The organism is Vulcanococcus sp. (genome assembly GCF_044369115.1).
In the GTDB taxonomy this organism is placed as follows: Bacteria; Cyanobacteriota; Cyanobacteriia; order PCC-6307; family Cyanobiaceae; genus Vulcanococcus.
The window spans coordinates 1-15,740 of the sequence record NZ_JBIPMN010000042.1; the positions used below are offsets into that span (position 1 = coordinate 1).

General features: G+C 67.4%; 20 protein-coding genes. 7 read left to right on the forward strand and 13 right to left on the reverse strand.

Annotation, left to right across the window (positions count from 1 at the left end; all coding sequences use genetic code 11):
* Positions 1-2,520 (reverse strand): DEAD/DEAH box helicase (locus ACIQ2E_RS04655; RefSeq protein ID WP_398326870.1); only part of this gene is annotated, 2,520 nt, incomplete at its 3' end.
* 91 nt (positions 2,521-2,611) lie between these two features.
* Here ACIQ2E_RS04655 and ACIQ2E_RS04660 point away from each other — a divergent pair.
* The 5 genes from ACIQ2E_RS04660 to ACIQ2E_RS04680 are packed head-to-tail and all read left to right on the forward strand — an operon-like array spanning position 2,612 to position 6,061.
* On the forward strand, positions 2,612-3,772 hold the full coding sequence (locus ACIQ2E_RS04660) for an aminotransferase class I/II-fold pyridoxal phosphate-dependent enzyme (protein ID WP_398326873.1): 1,161 nt from the start codon (positions 2,612-2,614) through the stop codon (positions 3,770-3,772).
* Positions 3,769-4,476 carry an alpha/beta fold hydrolase gene (locus ACIQ2E_RS04665; RefSeq protein ID WP_398326876.1) on the forward strand — a complete coding sequence of 236 codons (708 nt, stop codon included), beginning with the start codon at positions 3,769-3,771 and terminating at the stop codon, positions 4,474-4,476. Before ACIQ2E_RS04660 ends, ACIQ2E_RS04665 begins: the two co-directional genes overlap by 4 nt.
* Complete coding sequence (locus tag ACIQ2E_RS04670; RefSeq protein ID WP_398326879.1) at positions 4,463-5,233, forward strand: SAM-dependent methyltransferase; 771 nt, start codon at positions 4,463-4,465, stop codon at positions 5,231-5,233. Before ACIQ2E_RS04665 ends, ACIQ2E_RS04670 begins: the two co-directional genes overlap by 14 nt.
* On the forward strand, positions 5,230-5,883 hold the full coding sequence (bioD, locus tag ACIQ2E_RS04675; protein ID WP_398326882.1) for a dethiobiotin synthase: 654 nt from the start codon (positions 5,230-5,232) through the stop codon (positions 5,881-5,883). The genes ACIQ2E_RS04670 and bioD overlap by 4 nt, the downstream gene beginning before the upstream one ends.
* Before the next feature lie 13 nt (positions 5,884-5,896).
* Positions 5,897-6,061 (forward strand): hypothetical protein, encoded by a 165-nt coding sequence (locus ACIQ2E_RS04680; protein ID WP_398326884.1) that lies wholly within the window; start codon positions 5,897-5,899, stop codon positions 6,059-6,061.
* Between the two features lie 16 nt (positions 6,062-6,077).
* Here ACIQ2E_RS04680 and ACIQ2E_RS04685 read toward each other — a convergent pair whose 3' ends face one another.
* Genes ACIQ2E_RS04685 through ACIQ2E_RS04695 form a run of 3 tightly spaced genes read right to left on the reverse strand, consistent with a single transcriptional unit; the run spans position 6,078 to position 7,138 of the window.
* The gene (locus ACIQ2E_RS04685; protein WP_398326887.1) at positions 6,078-6,359 is read right to left on the reverse strand and encodes a hypothetical protein; all 282 of its coding nucleotides are present in this window, start codon (positions 6,357-6,359) and stop codon (positions 6,078-6,080) included.
* 58 nt (positions 6,360-6,417) lie between these two features.
* Positions 6,418-6,684, reverse strand: coding sequence for a DUF3143 domain-containing protein (locus ACIQ2E_RS04690; RefSeq protein WP_398326888.1), 267 nt, complete (start codon positions 6,682-6,684; stop codon positions 6,418-6,420).
* On the reverse strand, positions 6,626-7,138 hold the full coding sequence (locus ACIQ2E_RS04695; RefSeq protein WP_398326889.1) for a J domain-containing protein: 513 nt from the start codon (positions 7,136-7,138) through the stop codon (positions 6,626-6,628). The genes ACIQ2E_RS04690 and ACIQ2E_RS04695 overlap by 59 nt, the downstream gene beginning before the upstream one ends.
* A gap of 58 nt (positions 7,139-7,196) precedes the next feature.
* Here ACIQ2E_RS04695 and rsmG point away from each other — a divergent pair, with 58 nt between their 5' ends.
* On the forward strand, positions 7,197-7,946 hold the full coding sequence (rsmG, locus tag ACIQ2E_RS04700; RefSeq protein ID WP_398326892.1) for a 16S rRNA (guanine(527)-N(7))-methyltransferase RsmG: 750 nt from the start codon (positions 7,197-7,199) through the stop codon (positions 7,944-7,946).
* Between the two features lie 7 nt (positions 7,947-7,953).
* Here the strand turns inward: rsmG and ACIQ2E_RS04705 are convergent, their stop codons facing one another.
* From ACIQ2E_RS04705 to ACIQ2E_RS04730, 6 genes are all read right to left on the reverse strand, one after another.
* A complete protein-coding gene (locus tag ACIQ2E_RS04705; protein WP_398326895.1) occupies positions 7,954-9,150 on the reverse strand; it encodes an aldo/keto reductase in 1,197 nt (398 codons plus the stop codon).
* Positions 9,150-9,542 carry a ferredoxin gene (locus ACIQ2E_RS04710; RefSeq protein ID WP_398326898.1) on the reverse strand — a complete coding sequence of 131 codons (393 nt, stop codon included), beginning with the start codon at positions 9,540-9,542 and terminating at the stop codon, positions 9,150-9,152. Before ACIQ2E_RS04710 ends, ACIQ2E_RS04705 begins: the two co-directional genes overlap by 1 nt.
* Positions 9,539-9,928: a DUF1257 domain-containing protein gene (locus ACIQ2E_RS04715; RefSeq protein WP_398326901.1), complete on the reverse strand. Its 390-nt coding sequence runs from the start codon at positions 9,926-9,928 to the stop codon at positions 9,539-9,541. Before ACIQ2E_RS04715 ends, ACIQ2E_RS04710 begins: the two co-directional genes overlap by 4 nt.
* Complete coding sequence (locus ACIQ2E_RS04720) at positions 9,928-10,146, reverse strand: DUF2997 domain-containing protein (protein WP_398326904.1); 219 nt, start codon at positions 10,144-10,146, stop codon at positions 9,928-9,930. Before ACIQ2E_RS04720 ends, ACIQ2E_RS04715 begins: the two co-directional genes overlap by 1 nt.
* A 78-nt stretch (positions 10,147-10,224) precedes the next feature.
* The gene (locus tag ACIQ2E_RS04725; protein WP_398326907.1) at positions 10,225-11,025 is read right to left on the reverse strand and encodes a HEAT repeat domain-containing protein; all 801 of its coding nucleotides are present in this window, start codon (positions 11,023-11,025) and stop codon (positions 10,225-10,227) included.
* 49 nt (positions 11,026-11,074) lie between these two features.
* Positions 11,075-11,200: a hypothetical protein gene (locus ACIQ2E_RS04730; RefSeq protein WP_398326910.1), complete on the reverse strand. Its 126-nt coding sequence runs from the start codon at positions 11,198-11,200 to the stop codon at positions 11,075-11,077.
* A 75-nt stretch (positions 11,201-11,275) separates the two neighbouring features.
* Here ACIQ2E_RS04730 and ACIQ2E_RS04735 point away from each other — a divergent pair, with 75 nt between their 5' ends.
* Positions 11,276-12,565, forward strand: a complete 1,290-nt coding sequence (locus ACIQ2E_RS04735; RefSeq protein WP_398326913.1) for an AmpG family muropeptide MFS transporter — start codon at positions 11,276-11,278, stop codon at positions 12,563-12,565.
* Here ACIQ2E_RS04735 and rlmN read toward each other — a convergent pair.
* From rlmN to ACIQ2E_RS04750, 3 genes are all read right to left on the reverse strand, one after another.
* Positions 12,562-13,641: a 23S rRNA (adenine(2503)-C(2))-methyltransferase RlmN gene (gene rlmN / locus ACIQ2E_RS04740; RefSeq protein WP_398326916.1), complete on the reverse strand. Its 1,080-nt coding sequence runs from the start codon at positions 13,639-13,641 to the stop codon at positions 12,562-12,564. The two genes, ACIQ2E_RS04735 and rlmN, sit on opposite strands and share 4 nt — an antisense overlap.
* Positions 13,638-13,790, reverse strand: coding sequence for a high light inducible protein (locus ACIQ2E_RS04745; RefSeq protein ID WP_398326919.1), 153 nt, complete (start codon positions 13,788-13,790; stop codon positions 13,638-13,640). The genes rlmN and ACIQ2E_RS04745 overlap by 4 nt, the downstream gene beginning before the upstream one ends.
* Before the next feature lie 66 nt (positions 13,791-13,856).
* Positions 13,857-15,740, reverse strand: a 1,884-nt coding sequence (locus ACIQ2E_RS04750; protein ID WP_398326922.1) for a DNA-directed RNA polymerase subunit beta'', incomplete at its 5' end; no start/stop codon positions are given.

Sequence of the window (15,740 nt, forward strand, 5' to 3'; positions counted from 1 at the left end):
CTCCGGCTCGAACCACAAGGGCATCACCACCGAGGCCCGCTCCTGCTGGCGCTGCAGCTCACGCCGGATGCCGCGTAGATCGTGGAGGGCCTCCTCTGAGGCCGGCGAGGGGGGGAAGCCACTCCACAGATCCGGGCGGTTCACCTCGGTGGAGATCGCCTCAAACACCGCCGCCAGATCGGCAGGCGCCAGCTCATCGAGGTGGCCGCTCATCAGCGCCAGCCCCAACCAGAGCTCGTTGTCGCCCCGCAGCGCCCCCACGGTGCGGCCGATCTCGGTGGGCTCCAGCCCCTCCTCGCCGGCCAGGCAGCCGAAATGGCGCAGGATCTCGATCAACGCCAGGACGGTGTCCCAATGGCGGTTGGCGCGGAAATGCAGGAGGCGCTGCCGCTCCTCGATCTCCGCCTCCAGCTCCTCAATCCGGAAGCGCTGCTTGCGCAGCTTCTTGCGATCGCCGGCGCGGTGGGCTGGATGCAGCTCGAGCGCCAGCTCCAACTCCCGCACCAGATGGGCCTGGGCCTGCACCTCACCGGCCAGGTCGTACTGCGGGGTGGTCATGTCGTGGCGACGGGCCATGTGAGCTACGGCCAGGGCCAAGCCGCCGCTGGCCTGATCGCCGTGGCGCAGCTCACCAGCGCGGTGCAACTCCGGCGCCGCAATCTCCTTCACCTGCAGGCAGCTGAGCTCGGCGTGCAGGCTCACCACCGCCGTGCAGGGCACCAACACCCACACGTTCTCGTCGGTGAGGCAGAGCAGCAGCGGGAACTGGCCCGGGCCCTCCACCTTCTCCACGATCACCGCCGGCGTGACCCGCCCCCGCAACACCGGCGCCTTCAGGCTCACCAAGGCGCCTTCACTGGCGAAGCGGAGCGCCAGGGTGAGTTCATGGGCGAGGGTTTCCTCGGCCTGCTGCTGCAGGATCCGAAGCAGCCGCCGCTCCTCCCGCAGCCGGCCGCGCTGCTTCTCGTAGTCCTCGAAGTCGTCCCAGGCCACCTCCACCGCCTCTTCACTGAGATGGCTGAGCTGCGCACGCAGTTCGGCGATCCGCGCTTCGTCGTCAGCCAGATCGAGCGTGGCCAGATAGCGCCCAAAGCTGCGTTCCACCAGCTCACGCGCCTTGGTGAGGTCGTAGCGCTGCAGCAGGTTGAGCACCATGCCGTAGCTGGGGGTGAACTGGCTCACCAGCGGATCGGCGGGAGCCGTAGCCAGCTGCCCCGCTTCACGCACCCCTTCAAAGCGGCTCTGCACCGTCACCACATAGCCCTGGGTATCGAGGCCGCGGCGGCCGGCCCGGCCAGCCATCTGCAGAAACTCACTGCCCATCAGGGGCCGATGCCCCCGCTCCGTGCGCTTGGAGAGCGCTGAGATCACGGTGCTGCGGGCCGGCATGTTGATGCCCGCCGCCAAGGTTTCGGTGGCGAACACCACCTTCACCAACCCCTGCTGGAACAGCTCCTCGATCAGCTCCTTCCAGGCGGGCAGCACCCCGGCGTGGTGGGCGGCGATGCCCCGCAGCAGGGCCTCGTCGTGGCCGCCATCGCGAACAGCTTCCGGGGTGGCCGCCATGAACGCCTCGAGGCGAGCGGCGATGCGGGCCTGCTCCTCCGGCGTCACCAGGCACACCTTGCCCAGATCCCGCACCGCCTTATCGCAGCCGCGGCGACTGAAGATGAAGTAGATCGCCGGGAGCATCTCCCGCTCGGCCATCTGAGCCACCACAAACCCCAGGGGCGGCGCTTCCGGCTGGGGCGGCTTCGGGGTTTTCGGACCTTTGCGCTTGTTGCCCTTCGGGGCGCGCCACACCTTGCAATTGGGGTGCAGGTCGGTGCCCTCATCGTTGAGCAGCGGATGCAGCCCTTTGGCACTGCAGAAGCTGAAGGCGAGCGGCACGGGCCGGAAGTCGCTCATCACCAGCTGGGTGGGGCCATGCACCCGCTCGATCCAGTCGGTGAGCTGTCCGGCGTTGGCCACCGTGGCCGACAGCGCCACCAGCTGCACCACCGGCGGGCAGTGAATGATCGATTCCTCCCACACGGTGCCGCGCTGGGAGTCGTTCATGTAGTGGCACTCATCGAGTACCACCGCTTCAACATCTTCGAGCGGGTCGTCGCCCTGATCGGCTTCCGCGTAGAGCATGTTGCGGAAGATCTCGGTGGTCATCACCACCACCGAAGCCTCACGGTTCACCGTGAGATCACCGGTCATCAAGCCCACCCGCTCGGAGCCGAACTGCTCGCGGAAATCGCGCAGTTTTTGGTTGGAGAGCGCCTTGAGCGGGGTTGTGTAAAACACCTTGCGCCCGTGAGCCAGGGCGCGATGAATCGCGTATTCGCCCACCAGGGTTTTGCCCGAGCCGGTGGGGGCACTCACCACCACCGAATGGCCCTGATTGAGGGCATCGATCGCCTCCAGCTGGAAGCCATCGAGCGGGAAGGGGAAGAGGGTCTCGAGTGGCGGAACAACCCCAGATCCGGCGCCGGGGGACGCCGCGGCGTCAGAGGCCTGGGTGTTGCTTGCCATTAGCAGATCCTATGGGCACCAGCACAGCGGCAGACTGAGCGCACACAGCGCAGCAGCGGGCTTGGCCCAGGCTCACGCCACCGGCTCAGAGATGTCCTGGCGTGTGCCTCTGGCGGACGATCTCGAGCAACTCCCCGCCGACCGGCGCCGCATGCCGCGCAGCTGGCGGCCCTCCGGCGACGCTGGTCTGCAGGGCACAGCCCCAGGCAGCCCGCCCCTGCTGGATCTGGCCAGCAACGATTACCTAGGCCTGGCCGCGCACCCTGCCCTGGTGGAGGCCGCCAGCCTGGCCATGCAGCGCGAAGGCGTCGGTGCCGGTGCGTCGCGCCTGGTGAGCGGTGGGCGCAGCGTGCATGAGCAGCTCGAACAAGCCCTGGCGGTCTGGCTGGATCGCGAGCGGGTGTTGCTCTTCCCCAGCGGCTTTCAGGCCAACCTGGCGGCGGTTCAGGCCCTGGCCGATCGCCACACCCTGGTGTTAGCCGATCGGCTAATCCATCACTCGTTGCTGGTAGGCGTTCGCGCCAGCGGCGCGCGGTTGCAGCGCTTCGCCAACAACCAGCTCGACGCGCTGGAACATCGCCTGCAGCAGACCCGCCGCGATCAACCCCAACGCCGGCTGCTGGTGATCAGCGAAAGCCTGTTCTCAATGGAGGGCACCTCCCCCGATGCCGCCCGGCTCAGTGCGCTGTGCCAGCGCTACGAAGCCGCCCTGCTGCTGGATGAAGCCCATGCCCTGGGTGTGCTGGGCCCCGGCGGCCGCGGCCTTGGCTACGGCCTGGCAGGCGTGAGCCTGATCAGCGGCACCTTCGGCAAAGCCTTTGGCAGCGGCGGCGCCTTTCTGGCGGGCGATGGGCTGGTGGGGGAATGGCTCCTGCAGCACTCCGGCCCTTACCGCTACACAACAGCCCTGGCTCCACCCCTAGCCGCAGCAGCTCTTGCGGCCCTGGCGAGGATCCAAGAGAAGCCTGAGTGCGCCAGCCAACTGCTGGATCGCGCCGAGCGCTGGCGCAACCGGTTGGCGGCGGCGGGGTGGCCGCGGCCACCCGGGCAAGGACCGATCCTGCCGCTGCTGGTGGGGGATAACCAAGACGCCCTGGCGCTGCAGCAGCAACTGGAGCGAGCCGGACTGCTCAGCGTGGCGATCCGCCCCCCCACCGTGCCGGCGGGCACGGCCCGGCTACGGCTGGTGCTGCGCCACGATCTGCCGCTGGGCACCCTGGAGTTACTGATCAGCGCGTTGGGATCGCCATGAGCCAGGGGGCTTTCACCACCCAGCTGATCGCCTTGCATGGTTGGGCGGGCGACAGCGGTGCCTGGCAGCCCTGGGCCGAGCTTGCCGCCGCCCGCGGCTGGTGCTTCAGCACCGCAGAACGCGGCTACGGCAACCTGCCGCCCGAGCAACCCAGCTGGAATGCCCAGGCCCAGCAGCGCGTGGTGATCGGCCATTCGATGGGCCCTCATCTGCTGCCGGCTGAAGTGTGGCAGGAGGCCACAACGGCGGTTTGGCTGGCCAGCTTCACGGCGTTTGTCCCACCCGGGCGGCAGGGGCGCAGCATCCGCGCGGCCCTCCAAGCCATGGGCGAGCGGATCACAAGCGGCGACACCACCGCGTTGCTGCGGGATTTCTTGCGGGAAGCGGCAGCACCCTTCCCGCCTTCAGCCCTGCCGCTGGGGCCGCTGGAGCACGGCATCACGGCCAACGGGCGCGAACGCTTGTTGCAGGATCTGGAGCTACTTGAGCACAGGGCGGGGCTTCCGCCTGGTTACCCAGAAGGGGCCAGGGCCTTGATCGTGGAAGCGGCCGACGACCAAATCGTGCACCTTGCCAGCCGCGCCGCCCTGCGCGAGCAGCTTCCCCAGGCCCAGGTGTGGAGCCTTGAACCGGCTGGCCACTGCCTGCTCGATCCCGCGCTGGCGGCACGGGTGCTGGATTGGATCGCCGATGAACAGCCCTGAGCCGCCCTTCAGCGCCAAGGTCGAGCGCTGTTTCAGCCTCGGAGCCAGCACCTACCAGCGCAGCGCCAGCCTTCAGGCCGCCGTGGCCACCAGGCTGGCAGGCCTGGCACGCCCTCTGGCCAGCCATCTGCCCCCCGGGCCGCGCGCCGATCTCGGCGCCGGCAGCGGCCTGCTCGCCCGCGCCATCGAAGCCGAGCTGGGCGGGCCCTCGCTGCTGCGCCTGGATGCCTGTGGGTCGCTAATGGAGCAAGAGCAGCCGCCGGAGCACGGGCTGCAACGCCTGTGGAACCTCAACCAGGGCCTGCCAGAGGAGCTGAAGGGTGCGGGGCTACTGGCCTCCAGCTTTGCGCTGCAGTGGCTGGAGAAGCCCGAGCAGAAGCTGCACCACTGGTGCGAGGCCCTCCGGCCCGGCGGAGCTCTATTACTGGCGGTGCCCTGCCGCAGCAGCTTCCGCATCTGGCACCAGGCAGCCGACGCCGCTGGCGTGCCCTGCACAGCCCTGCCCTTGCCGGATGCTCTCGAGCTACAGGAGCGCGCCGCCGGGGCTCTGCAGCTGCACCAGAGCCAGCTGCTGCGCTTCAGCCGCCCCAACCAAGGCGCCAGGGCCTTTCTGCATCAGATCAAAGCCATCGGCGCCCAGGCCAGCCCCGCTGCCCGCCAGCAGCCCGGTGCGCTGCGGCGGCTGATCCACCACTGGCCCGGCCCGGAGCACGCCATCGTGTGGGAGGTGCTGGTTTTGGTGGGGCAAAAACGATGACCAACCGCCTGGTGGTGTGCGGCACCGACACCGAGGTAGGCAAAACCGTGGCGAGCGCCCTGCTGGTGCAGGGCCTCGGGGCCCACTACTGGAAGCCGGTGCAATGCGGCCTCGAGGACGGCGAAGGCGATCGCGACCGGGTGCAGCGCTGGCTGGACCTTCCGGCTGAACGGATCATCCCGGAGTCCTACCGGCTGGCGGCGCCGGTTTCACCCCACTGGGCCAGTGCCCTGGAGAGCGGTGATCCTGAGCAGCCCGGCCCTCCGCTGGATCCCGAGCGGCTGCAGCTGCCGCCCCACGAAGGGCCACTGGTGGTGGAAACCGCGGGTGGCTTGCTGGTGCCCCTTCGCCTCGATCTGCTGCAGATTGAGCAGATCCAGCGCTGGCAGCTCCCGGTGCTGCTGGTGGCGCGCAGTGGCCTGGGCACCCTCAACCACACACTGCTATCCCTTGAGGCGCTGCGCCAGCGGCAGATCCCGGTGGTGGGGGTGCTGCTCAATGGCCCGGCCCATCCCAACAACCTGATCACCCTCGAGCAGCTGGGGGGCGTGCCGATGCTTGGCTGCCTGTCGCCCCTAGAGGCGATCAACCCCAAGAGCCTGCGTGAGCAATGGCAGGAGCTGGAGCTATCCCATAAGCTCCAGGCATGACATGCCCCGGTGCATGAAAGGCTCTCACGTTGCAATCAGCGCAGCCGTCGCGGCTCTTTGCACCGGCATCCTCGTGCTGTTCACCGACATCGAGATCTCAATGGTGCGCTGGTTCAGCTGCGGCCCCTTCTCCACCCAGGGAGAAGAGCGCAGCGAAGTGTGCAAACGCAAGCTCTGAGGCTCACAGGATCGCATCAGTGCATGCGGCGCGCCTTGATCGGGCAGTGACCGCTGAGCACCGCCACATTGTTTTCAGCCAGCGCCAGGGGCCAGCCCTGCCGTAATTGATCGTGGATCTGCTCGATCTGCATCGCATTCCAGCCTCGCGCTTCAAGCTGCACCCGCAAGCTCTGCCACTGCCCTTCGGCAAACACCTCTGTGAGGCTCCAGGCGCGGCCGGCCTGGGGTGGGGCGAGCTGCTCGGGCTGCAGGAAGCGGTTCGACACCTGCGGCTGGCGGTGGGAGGTGCTGTCCATCAGTCCCCGCGATCGTTTTCCCATGCTGGCGGCGATCAGCGCTCCTGTCAGGAGAGCGTCAGGGTCCAGCGAGAATTGCCGCTTCCACATCGGCTCGGCTGAAGCCATAGGGGAAGTGGCGCTCCACCGGTGCCTCAGAGGCGTTCCAGCGGATGCTCAGCTCCTCCACCTCCAGCTCGATCTGAGCGTTCCAGCCCCCAAGCTCCAAATCCCAGATGCAGGAATGGGGCCCGTGCTGCACGGCGCCCAGATCCCTCAGCCACTGCTCAAGTGCCGGCAGCGGATGGTTGTACAGCGGCGCCTGAGGGGGCGGCAGGGACGACATCCGCAGCAGTGAAGGGCAAAGTCTGAGCAGTCTGCTCGCCGCCCGGCCACCAGCTGGGCTCCCGCAACAACTCGGTGCCACGGGCCCAGGCCAAGCCCACCCCCAGCACCAGGCTGAACACCACCGCCAGCCCCAGCAGCAACAGAGCGAACCATTCACCGCCGGACAGCGCCCGCCGCACCGGCGCCGGTTGGGGCACGGCCAGGCGCACCGGCCGAACGGGAGGGGGTGCGGGCTTGACGAGGCTGTGGTCGTAAACCCGACGCCGCTCAGGATCGCTCAGGGTGAGATAGGCCAGCTGCAGCTGGCGGAATGCCTCCTCGGCTTGCCCTGCCGGCAGCTCAGTGGTGTCGGGGTGGTAGCGCTTGCTCAGCCGGCGAAAGGCCTGGCGCAGCTCCTGCGGCGACGCATCCTGGGCGATCTGCAGCAGCTCGTAGTGATTGGCAGCTGCCACCAGCCGGGCACCGGGTGTGGGGGATCCTAGAGAGCAGGAGACAACGCCGCCCGAGGGGATGCCCGCTGCCACACCCGACACCGCCCTCTGGCAGGAGCTGGGCTGGCAGCCGAGCCCCGAGCAGTTGCAGCAGCTGCTGCAACTGCAGGAGGAACTGCGCAGCTGGAACAGCCGCGTGAACCTCACCCGCCTGGTGGAGGGCGATGACTTCTGGATCGCCCAGGTGTTCGACAGCCTCTGGCCGTTGCGGCAGCTGCTCAGTGAACAAGCCCAGGCGCCGCTCCGCTGCATCGATGTGGGCACCGGCGGAGGCTTCCCGGGGCTGGCGGTGGCGATTGCCCTGCCGCAGGCACAGCTCACCCTGGTGGATTCGGTGGGACGCAAAACCCAGGCCGTGCAGGCGATGGCCGCGGCCCTGGGATTGGCGGATCGGGTGCACCTGCGTTGCGAGCGGGTCGAACTCACCGGCCGCCATGGCCAATGCCGCGGCCAGTTCGATCTGGCCATGGCGCGCGCCGTGGCGGCCGCACCTGTGGTGGCGGAATACCTGGTGCCCCTGCTGAAGCCTGGCGGCCAGGCCCTGCTCTACCGCGGCCAGTGGACGGCGAACGACCAAGGCGACCTGGAGCGCGCCCTGCAGCTGCTGCGGGCTGACATCTTGGGCAACGAACAACGGGAGCTGCCCGCCGGGCGTGGCCAGCGCACCGCCCTGTTCGTTGCCGCCAACGCCCCTTGCCCCAAGGGCTACCCCCGCGCCGTGGGCATCCCCAGCAAATTCCCCCTCGGCCAGAGCAGCGGAGCGGCTTGAGCCGGATTCAGCTGGCCATCAGCCGGCGCGTCGCCGTGCCGCCCACCCGACGTCGCAGATTCCTGAGCAACTGCGGGATCTGATCCACCCAGGGGCTGGCGGCAAGCACCTGCTTCAGCTCGGCTTCGCTCACGCTGTGATCGAGGGCATCGGCGTTGGCGCCGGGGAACCAATGGCTACCAGCCCCCAGCAACCCATAGCGGGCTTTGGCATAACCCTCCAGCCCCCAGGCCTCCAGCAAGTTGTGCAACCACAGCAGGGTGGGCAGGTTGATCTGCCCCGGGGTGTCCTGCCAGGCGGGCAAACCCTGCTGCCAGCTGGCCAGCCAGGCCTCGCCCAGCACCTCGCGGCGCACCTGCTCCAGCCGGGCCACGATCGGGGACAACAGCTGCGCTGCCTGGGGGAGCAGCTGCACCGCCTGCAGATGCAACGCCAGATCCTCCGGCCGCGCCGCACCCACGCTGATGGTGTGAATGCCTGGAGCGCTGAGGCAAAAGAGATCGTTGAACACGATCGGATGCAGCGGGGTACACAGCTCACGCAGCAGCGGTGATGGCGTGTGCAAATGGCCACCTTTATCGGTGGGGCTGATCACGAAAACGCCCATGTCCTGGGCGATTGCCGCCTCAATTGCCGGGCGATTGTCCTGGCGGATGAAATACCAATGGAGGTTCACATAATCAAATGCGCCGCTGTTGATCGCCTCCACGATCAGCGGCAGCGGGCCATGGGTGGAGAAGCCCACCGAACCCACGCGGCCCTCCGCCTGCCAGCGCCGCACCACCTCCAAACAGCCCCCAGGCCGCAGCGTCTGCTCGAGATGCTCCGGCAGGTTGAGACCATGGATGGCCAGCAAATCCACCCGCTGCACCCCCAGCCGCTCAAAGCTCAGGCGCAGTTCGGCTTCAAAGGCCGCGGGATCGGCCTGCGGCGGCACCTTGGTTTGCAGGATGCGGCCGGGGTCGGGCACCTGGGGCAGCAACCCGCCCAGCTGACGCTCAGAGCTGCCGTAGTGCCGCGCGGTTTCCACGTGCCGAAATCCCGCGGCCACCGCCGCCTCCAGAGTGGCGCGCAGGTTGGCCTGGCTCTCAGTGCTGATCTGATCGGTGGGAAGATCGTTCCAGCTCTGCTGAAAGCGCATCCCCCCCAGGGAGAGCACGGGCATCGGCAGCTCCGTGCGGCCGAAGCGGCGAACCGGCAGCATCAGCCTTGAGCGCGGGGCAGGGTGCGCCGCGGCCGCGATGGTGTCGGCAGGCCCAGCGGCTGCAATTCCTGATGGCGGGTCTGCTCCTCGAGGGCCGGCAACTCCTCATAACTCACCCAATGAATGCAATCCACAGGGCAGGTGTCGATGGCTTCCTGGATCCGCTCTGTGCTGTCGCCGTCCTGGCGGATGGCGCGGGAGCGACCCCAGTCTTCCTCCACCAGGAAGGTGTTGGCAGCCACATGGGTGCAGTAGCGGCAGCCGATGCACACCGCTTCATCCACCCACACAGCCTTCTGGCGCAAGGCGCCGCCAAGCACAGGCTCGCGTCCTGAAACAACGACCGCCGGCGCTGCAGCGGCTGCGAAGGCAACCGCAGGATCGACGCTCACTCCCAGCGGGTAACCACCAGTTCAATGGAGCCATCGACAGCCTGGCGCTGCTCGCTCACCTGAAAGCCTTCAGCGCTGGAGGCCGCAAGGATGCTGCGCAGGGCGTAGCGCTGGGTGAGCTTGGCGAGGAAACGCTCCACCGGAATGGGCTGACGCCAGAGGTCAAGGTCGGTCACCAGCTCGTAGCTGCCACTGGCTTGGCTCCAACGGAAACCGATGTCACCGCCGTCTTCACCCAGCACCGCCAGATCCGCTTGCACAGTCTGACCGCGATAGCCGCGCACCGGCCGTTCACCTTCGCTTGGATCGTGGCCCAGGTCGCGCAAAGCGTCGATCAGGGCTGCGCGATCACGCAATTCCGTTTTAACGGTGCTGAAGTGCGACATCAGGAGACCGGCGAAGAAAGGGTCTGGGTCTGCTCGGGCGTCACCGCGGCAGTGGAAGCCTGGAAAGCCTCTGAGGTGGCCTGGCGCTGCTGAACGCTGCCTAGCCGGGCCTCGATCCGCTCGGTGAGCTGCTCGCAACCACTGCCCGTGATGCCTTCCACCAGCTCTTCAACCCGGCCGTCAGGTCGGATCCGAAAGCGGATGGTTTGTTGAGCCATTCCCGGACAGGGGCGTGGGTCTGGGGATGCTAGCCGCGTTGCCCAAGAGCTGACGGCCCCGTGCGACAGAAGCGGGGCTCAGCTCAACAGTCCCTCATTCACCAGAGTGTGCAACCGCTCCAGCACCAGCGGATCTTCGAGCTGCTCCAGCGCCAGGCGAGCTTCATCCCGCACCGCCAGATCCGCGTCGTGGAGCATGGCACCCAGGAGCGACTCCACCACCTCCAGCTGGCGTGGCTCCACCAGATCGCCATAGAGGCGCCCGAGCGACCAGGCGCTGTTGCTGCGCACCGCCGCCTCGCTATCGATGCGCAGGGCCTGCAGCAGCTGACCCGCCGCCTGATCGGCTTTGGCCAACCCGGTGGAACCGGCATCGGCCAGGGAGCTGGCCGCCCAGAGGCGCACGGCCGCGATATCGGTTTGCAGCGCGCGGATCAGGGGGTTCATCACCGGCGCATCCGGGTAGCTGCTCAAGCTCCAGGCCACCGCCTTGCGTACGTAACCGTTGCTGTCGTTCTGGAGCAGGGCCAGCAGCGGGGTCACCGCCTGAAGATCGGGGTTGCGGCCCAGGGCATACACCGCGCTCATGCGCAGGATTGGGCAGCTGGCCTCCAGCAACGGCACCAGCAGAGCCGGGGCACGGGGGTCGCGATGTTCACAAAAGATGCGCAGACCCTGCATGCGTTCTTCATGGCCGCCGCGCAGCAGTTCCAGGCCGAGATCACATTCCGCCGCCACATCCGCCAGCGCAACGGCGGGATCGTCGAGTTCATCGAGCGGATCGCCTAACAGCTCTTCAGCCAGTTCCCGCGCGAGCAGTTCCGGATCCAGCGCTAAATCCGCCGGACTCTGGGAAAACTCGGGAAACGGACCTGTCATGCCGGGGATCGTAAGGGCCGGGCCCGTCGTGATCTGCAGAGTGAGCGCGTCAGCTGATAGGGGCCGGAGCGAGCATGTCGCCCGGCAGCCAGATGCGCGCACTCACCGCAAACAGAGCCAGGCCAAAGAGCAGCACGATCGCTGCAGGCAAAAGGGTGGAACGCAGGAACTGCACAGATCAATGCCGATGTGCAGTCATTCTCCTCGCCGAAAGCCACCCCTAAGGTGCCGCCAATCTGCAGAACGCCGCATGGGTGCGTCGGATCCAGCGCTGCCCCCCTCCGGCGGCACCCTCCGGCGGCTGATCGCCGTGAGTGCTGAAGGGGTTGCCAGCGGCGCACCTCTGATGGTGGGCAGCCGGCTGCTCCAGGGGTGGCTCGCCGCCAGCGGGGTCCCCCTCACACTGATCGGCCTAATCCCCCTGGCAGAACTGCCGTACACCCTCAAGTTGTTCTGGGCGCCACTGTTGGATCGCTGGCCGATCCCATGGCCAGATCGGCGGCGGGGCTGGCTCCTGCTGATGCAACTGCTGCTGGTGGCTGTGATTGCATCCATGGCCCTGTTGCGGCCGAGCAGCGATCCCACCCAACTCACTGCCGTCGGCCTGGTGGCTCTGGTACTGGCGATCTGCAGCGCCACCCAAGACATCGCTGTGGATGCCTACCGCACCGATCTCCTTCCGGAAGTCGAGCGGGGCCCCGGTGCAGCGGCGGCGGCCCTCGGGTATCGCGCCGCCATGCTCAGCGTGGGAGCCGGCGGATTCTTGCTGGCGGATCGCTTCGGCTGGCCCGCCGCGTTTGTCAGTGCCGCTGCCCTGGTGGCCGCGATGGTGCCGTTCACGCTCAGTGCCCCGAAGCTGCCGCCGGTGGAGCACGCCGTCACCAGCCTGCGGCAAGCGGTGCTCGGGCCTGCGCGGGAGTTTATGCATCGCGCAGGCCCCAACCGCACCTGGCAGCTGCTGCTGCTCGTGTTGCTCTACCGCTGGCCGGATGGGCTGCTCAATGCGATGGCCATCCCCTTCCTCAAGCTGCAAGGGTTCAGCGAAGCCGATATCGGGCTGGTGCAGGGGGGCTGGGCGATCGGCGCCACGATGCTGGGCACCGTGATCGGCGGCAGCCTGTTCGCCTGGTTGGGCATGAACCGCTCGCTCTGGCTGTTTGCCATCACCGGTGTGATCGGCAACCTGAGCTACTGGGGCCTGGCCCGCTTCGGCGGCGGCGTGAGCGGCCTGATCACCGCGGTGAGCCTCGAGAACATCAGCGGCGGAATGGTGGGTGCCGTATTCGTGGCCTTGCTGATGAGCCTGTGCAACCCGCGCTTCTCAGCCACCCAGTACGCCCTGCTGTCTGGGATTTATGCCTTGAGCCGCTCGATCCTGGCGGCCCCGGCCGGCGTGGTGGCAGAGCGGGCCGGCTGGCCTGGTTTTTTTCTGTTCACCGTGGCGGCGGCGGCACCGGCGTTCCTGCTCCTCTGGCGCATAGCCCCCTGGGGCGAACAGGAAGCACGGGGGGCCTTCGACCCCAGCCGCGATCCCACCTAACGGGCCAGCACCGGCTCCAGGCTGCCTTCGAGGCGGCGGCGCAACTGACCGCAGGCGGCATCGGCATCGAGCCCGCGGCTGGCGCGCACGCTCACGGCCACATGCCGATCTTGCAAAGCCCGGCGGAAGCCATCCACCGCAGCGGGGGTTGGGCGCTGGAACTCCTCTTCGGCAATCGGGTTGTAAGGAATCAGATTCACGTGGCTCTGGAACCCTCGCAGCAGCTGGGCCAGAGCCGTAGCGTGCCGCGGCTGGTCGTTGAGCCCGCCAAGCAGGATGTACTCAAAGCTCACCCGCCGGCCGGTGAGCGCCACATAGCGGCGGCAATCCTCCAGCAGCTCCTCAATGGGATAGGCGTGGGCCGTGGGGATCAACTCCTCGCGCAGACGCTGATCGGGAGCATGCAGGCTCACCGCCAGGGTGAACTGCGCTCGGCCCAACCGCTCCAGGGCCAGCTCAGCCAGGCGCGGCAGGGTGCGCGGCACACCCACGGTGCTCACGGTGATCTGGCGCTGGGCCATGCCCAGATCGGTGCAGAGGCAGTCGATCGCCGCCAGCACCGCCTCGAGATTGAGCAGCGGCTCGCCCATGCCCATGAACACAACGTGGCTGGGGCGCTGCTCCATCACCTCGCGCACGCTCAGCACCTGATCCACGATCTCGTGCACGGCAAGCGAGCGCTGCAAGCCGCCCTTACCAGTGGCGCAAAACCGGCAGGCCATCGGGCAGCCCACCTGGGAGCTCACACACACCGTGAGCCGGCCTTCCGCCGGAATGCCCACGGTTTCGATGCTCAGACCGTCGTGGGTACCGAGCAGCAGCTTGGTGGTGCCGTCACGCGCCACGCTGCGGTGCAGCTCCCTGGAGCGGCCCATCCAATCGAAGGCAGCTTCCGGCGGCTGGGCCGCCATCCGCTCGCGAAACCCCTTGGGAAGCACCGACACATCCGCCAGCTGGCGTGCACCTTTGGCGTAGAGCCAATCGTGCAGTTGCCGGCCGCGAAAGGCGGCCTCTCCATGCTCTTGGGCCCAGGCCTCAAGTGCCTTCTGCCCCAATCCGAGCAGGGGCTGGCTCACCAAACCAGGAGGCCATGGCCGAGCTGCGCTTCCACCACCAGCAGGGCGATGAAGCCCAGCATCGCCATCCGGCCATTCAGCCGCTCGGTGTGGGTGTGAAAGCCGTAGCGGGGGAGACGCCGCTGGGGCTCGAGCGTGGGCTGAATCATGGCCGGGATGGAGTGAGCTGGTGAGGCAACCGATGGATCAGATCGACCCATCGGAACGATCAGTCATCAGTCGTCGGTGAGCAGACCTTCTTCCTGCAGACCCTCGAGGGCAGCGGGATCAGCGATCAGCTCCTCTTCCAGACCTTCTTCCACCGTCGGGCGGGTGAAGGCGGCCATGGTGCTGGCCGAGGCCTCGATGCCATGGCGGCTGCGGGTGGCTTCCAGATCCTCATCGGAGGGATCATCGAGCAGGGCACCGGCGCTGCCGGGGGCAGGCGCTGCAGGCATCTCCACCGTGTAATCGGGGCGGAGGTTCTGCATGCGGCGGTAGTTCATCGCATCCTCATCGAGGATGTCGGGATGGGGACCCGCTTCCGCGCGCAGCTCCTCTTCAAAGCCACTGAAGCCGGTACCGGCCGGGATCAGGCGACCGATGATCACGTTCTCCTTGAGACCGCGCAGCCAGTCGCTCTTGCCTTCGATGGCCGCTTCGGTGAGCACGCGGGTGGTCTCCTGGAAGGAGGCTGCCGAGATGAAGCTGTCGGTGTTGAGGGAGGCCTTGGTGATGCCCAGCAGCACCGGGGTGAACTCGGCGGGAGCACCACCGGTGATCGCCATGGCGCTGTTCACCTGCTCCACCTGCCGCAGCTCGATCAGCTCACCGGGCAACAGGGTGGTGTCACCCGCGTCCTCGATGCGCACCTTGCTGGTCATCTGGCGCACGATCACTTCGATGTGCTTGTCATCGATGGTGACACCCTGCGACTTGTAGACGTTCTGCACTTCCTGCACCAGGCGGAACTGCAGCTTGGAGATCGCCTCCATGGCCGCCTCAAGGGTGGGCTTGCGGCTACGCAGATCTTCGAAGAAGCACTCGAGCAGTTCGTGGGGGTTGATCGGGCCGTCGGTGAGTAGTTCACCGGCAGTGACCTGCTGGCTATCGCTCACCATCACGTTGCGGCCGAGCAGGATCGGGTACTCAGTGATGGCGTCGTCGCCTTCGATCACGGTGACGGCGATGGAGTCATCGTCTTCGCCCTGCTTGATCTCCACGGTGCCGGCCTTGCGGCAGAGCACAGCCGATTCCCGCGGGCGACGGGCTTCGAGCAGCTCCTCAATACGAGGCAGACCCTGCACGATGTCACCGGTCTTCTGGCGTTCAAACACCAGCAGGGCCAGGGAGTCGCCGCGCTGCACCAGTTCGCCGTCGCGCACGTGCAGCACCGAATCGGGCGACACCATGTAGGGGCGACCCATGCGAATGGTGACGCTGTTGCCGCTCACGGCCTCCACCTGACCGCAGCAGGGAGCTTCCACGCCCTTGGCCAGCAGCTCGCCATCCACCAGGCGTTGCCCCACGGCCACCTCGGGCTTGGCAGAACCCAGGTCGATGGTGCGTGTGTCGGAAGCGCGCTCCACGATCAGACGACGGATCGGCTCACCATCGATGAGCTCGGGCAGGGCCAGCACGCCGTCTTCCTTGCAGAGGATCTGGGTGGTGGCCACCACATCACCAGCCTTCACCGCATCGCCGTCGTTGACGGAGAGCTCGGTGTGGGTGGAGCCATGGCTGGCATCCGACAGGGTGTCGCGACGCACCAGCAGGCTCTCAAGGATCACCAGCTGCAGACGATCAATCGTCTTGGCACGCTTGTCGGGCACCGACTCCACATCCACCGTCATCTGGGGGGTGGTGTCGTGGGTTTCGAGGATCAGCTGCGTCTTGAGCAGCTCCACGCCCTCCACGCTCTTGATCAGCTCGCCGTCCTTGAAGGCAAGGCGCTGGGTGGCCTTGAGGCCAAGGCTGGGCCCGTTTTTCTGGGTGACGCTACCCAGCTCAGGCAGGTGGGCCTCATCGGGGATGCGGTATTCCTCAACCGGGCGCAGCAGCAGGGCGCCGCCTTCGGCGGTGTCAACCGCCTCCACGAACACCATCGCGTCGGCCTTGAG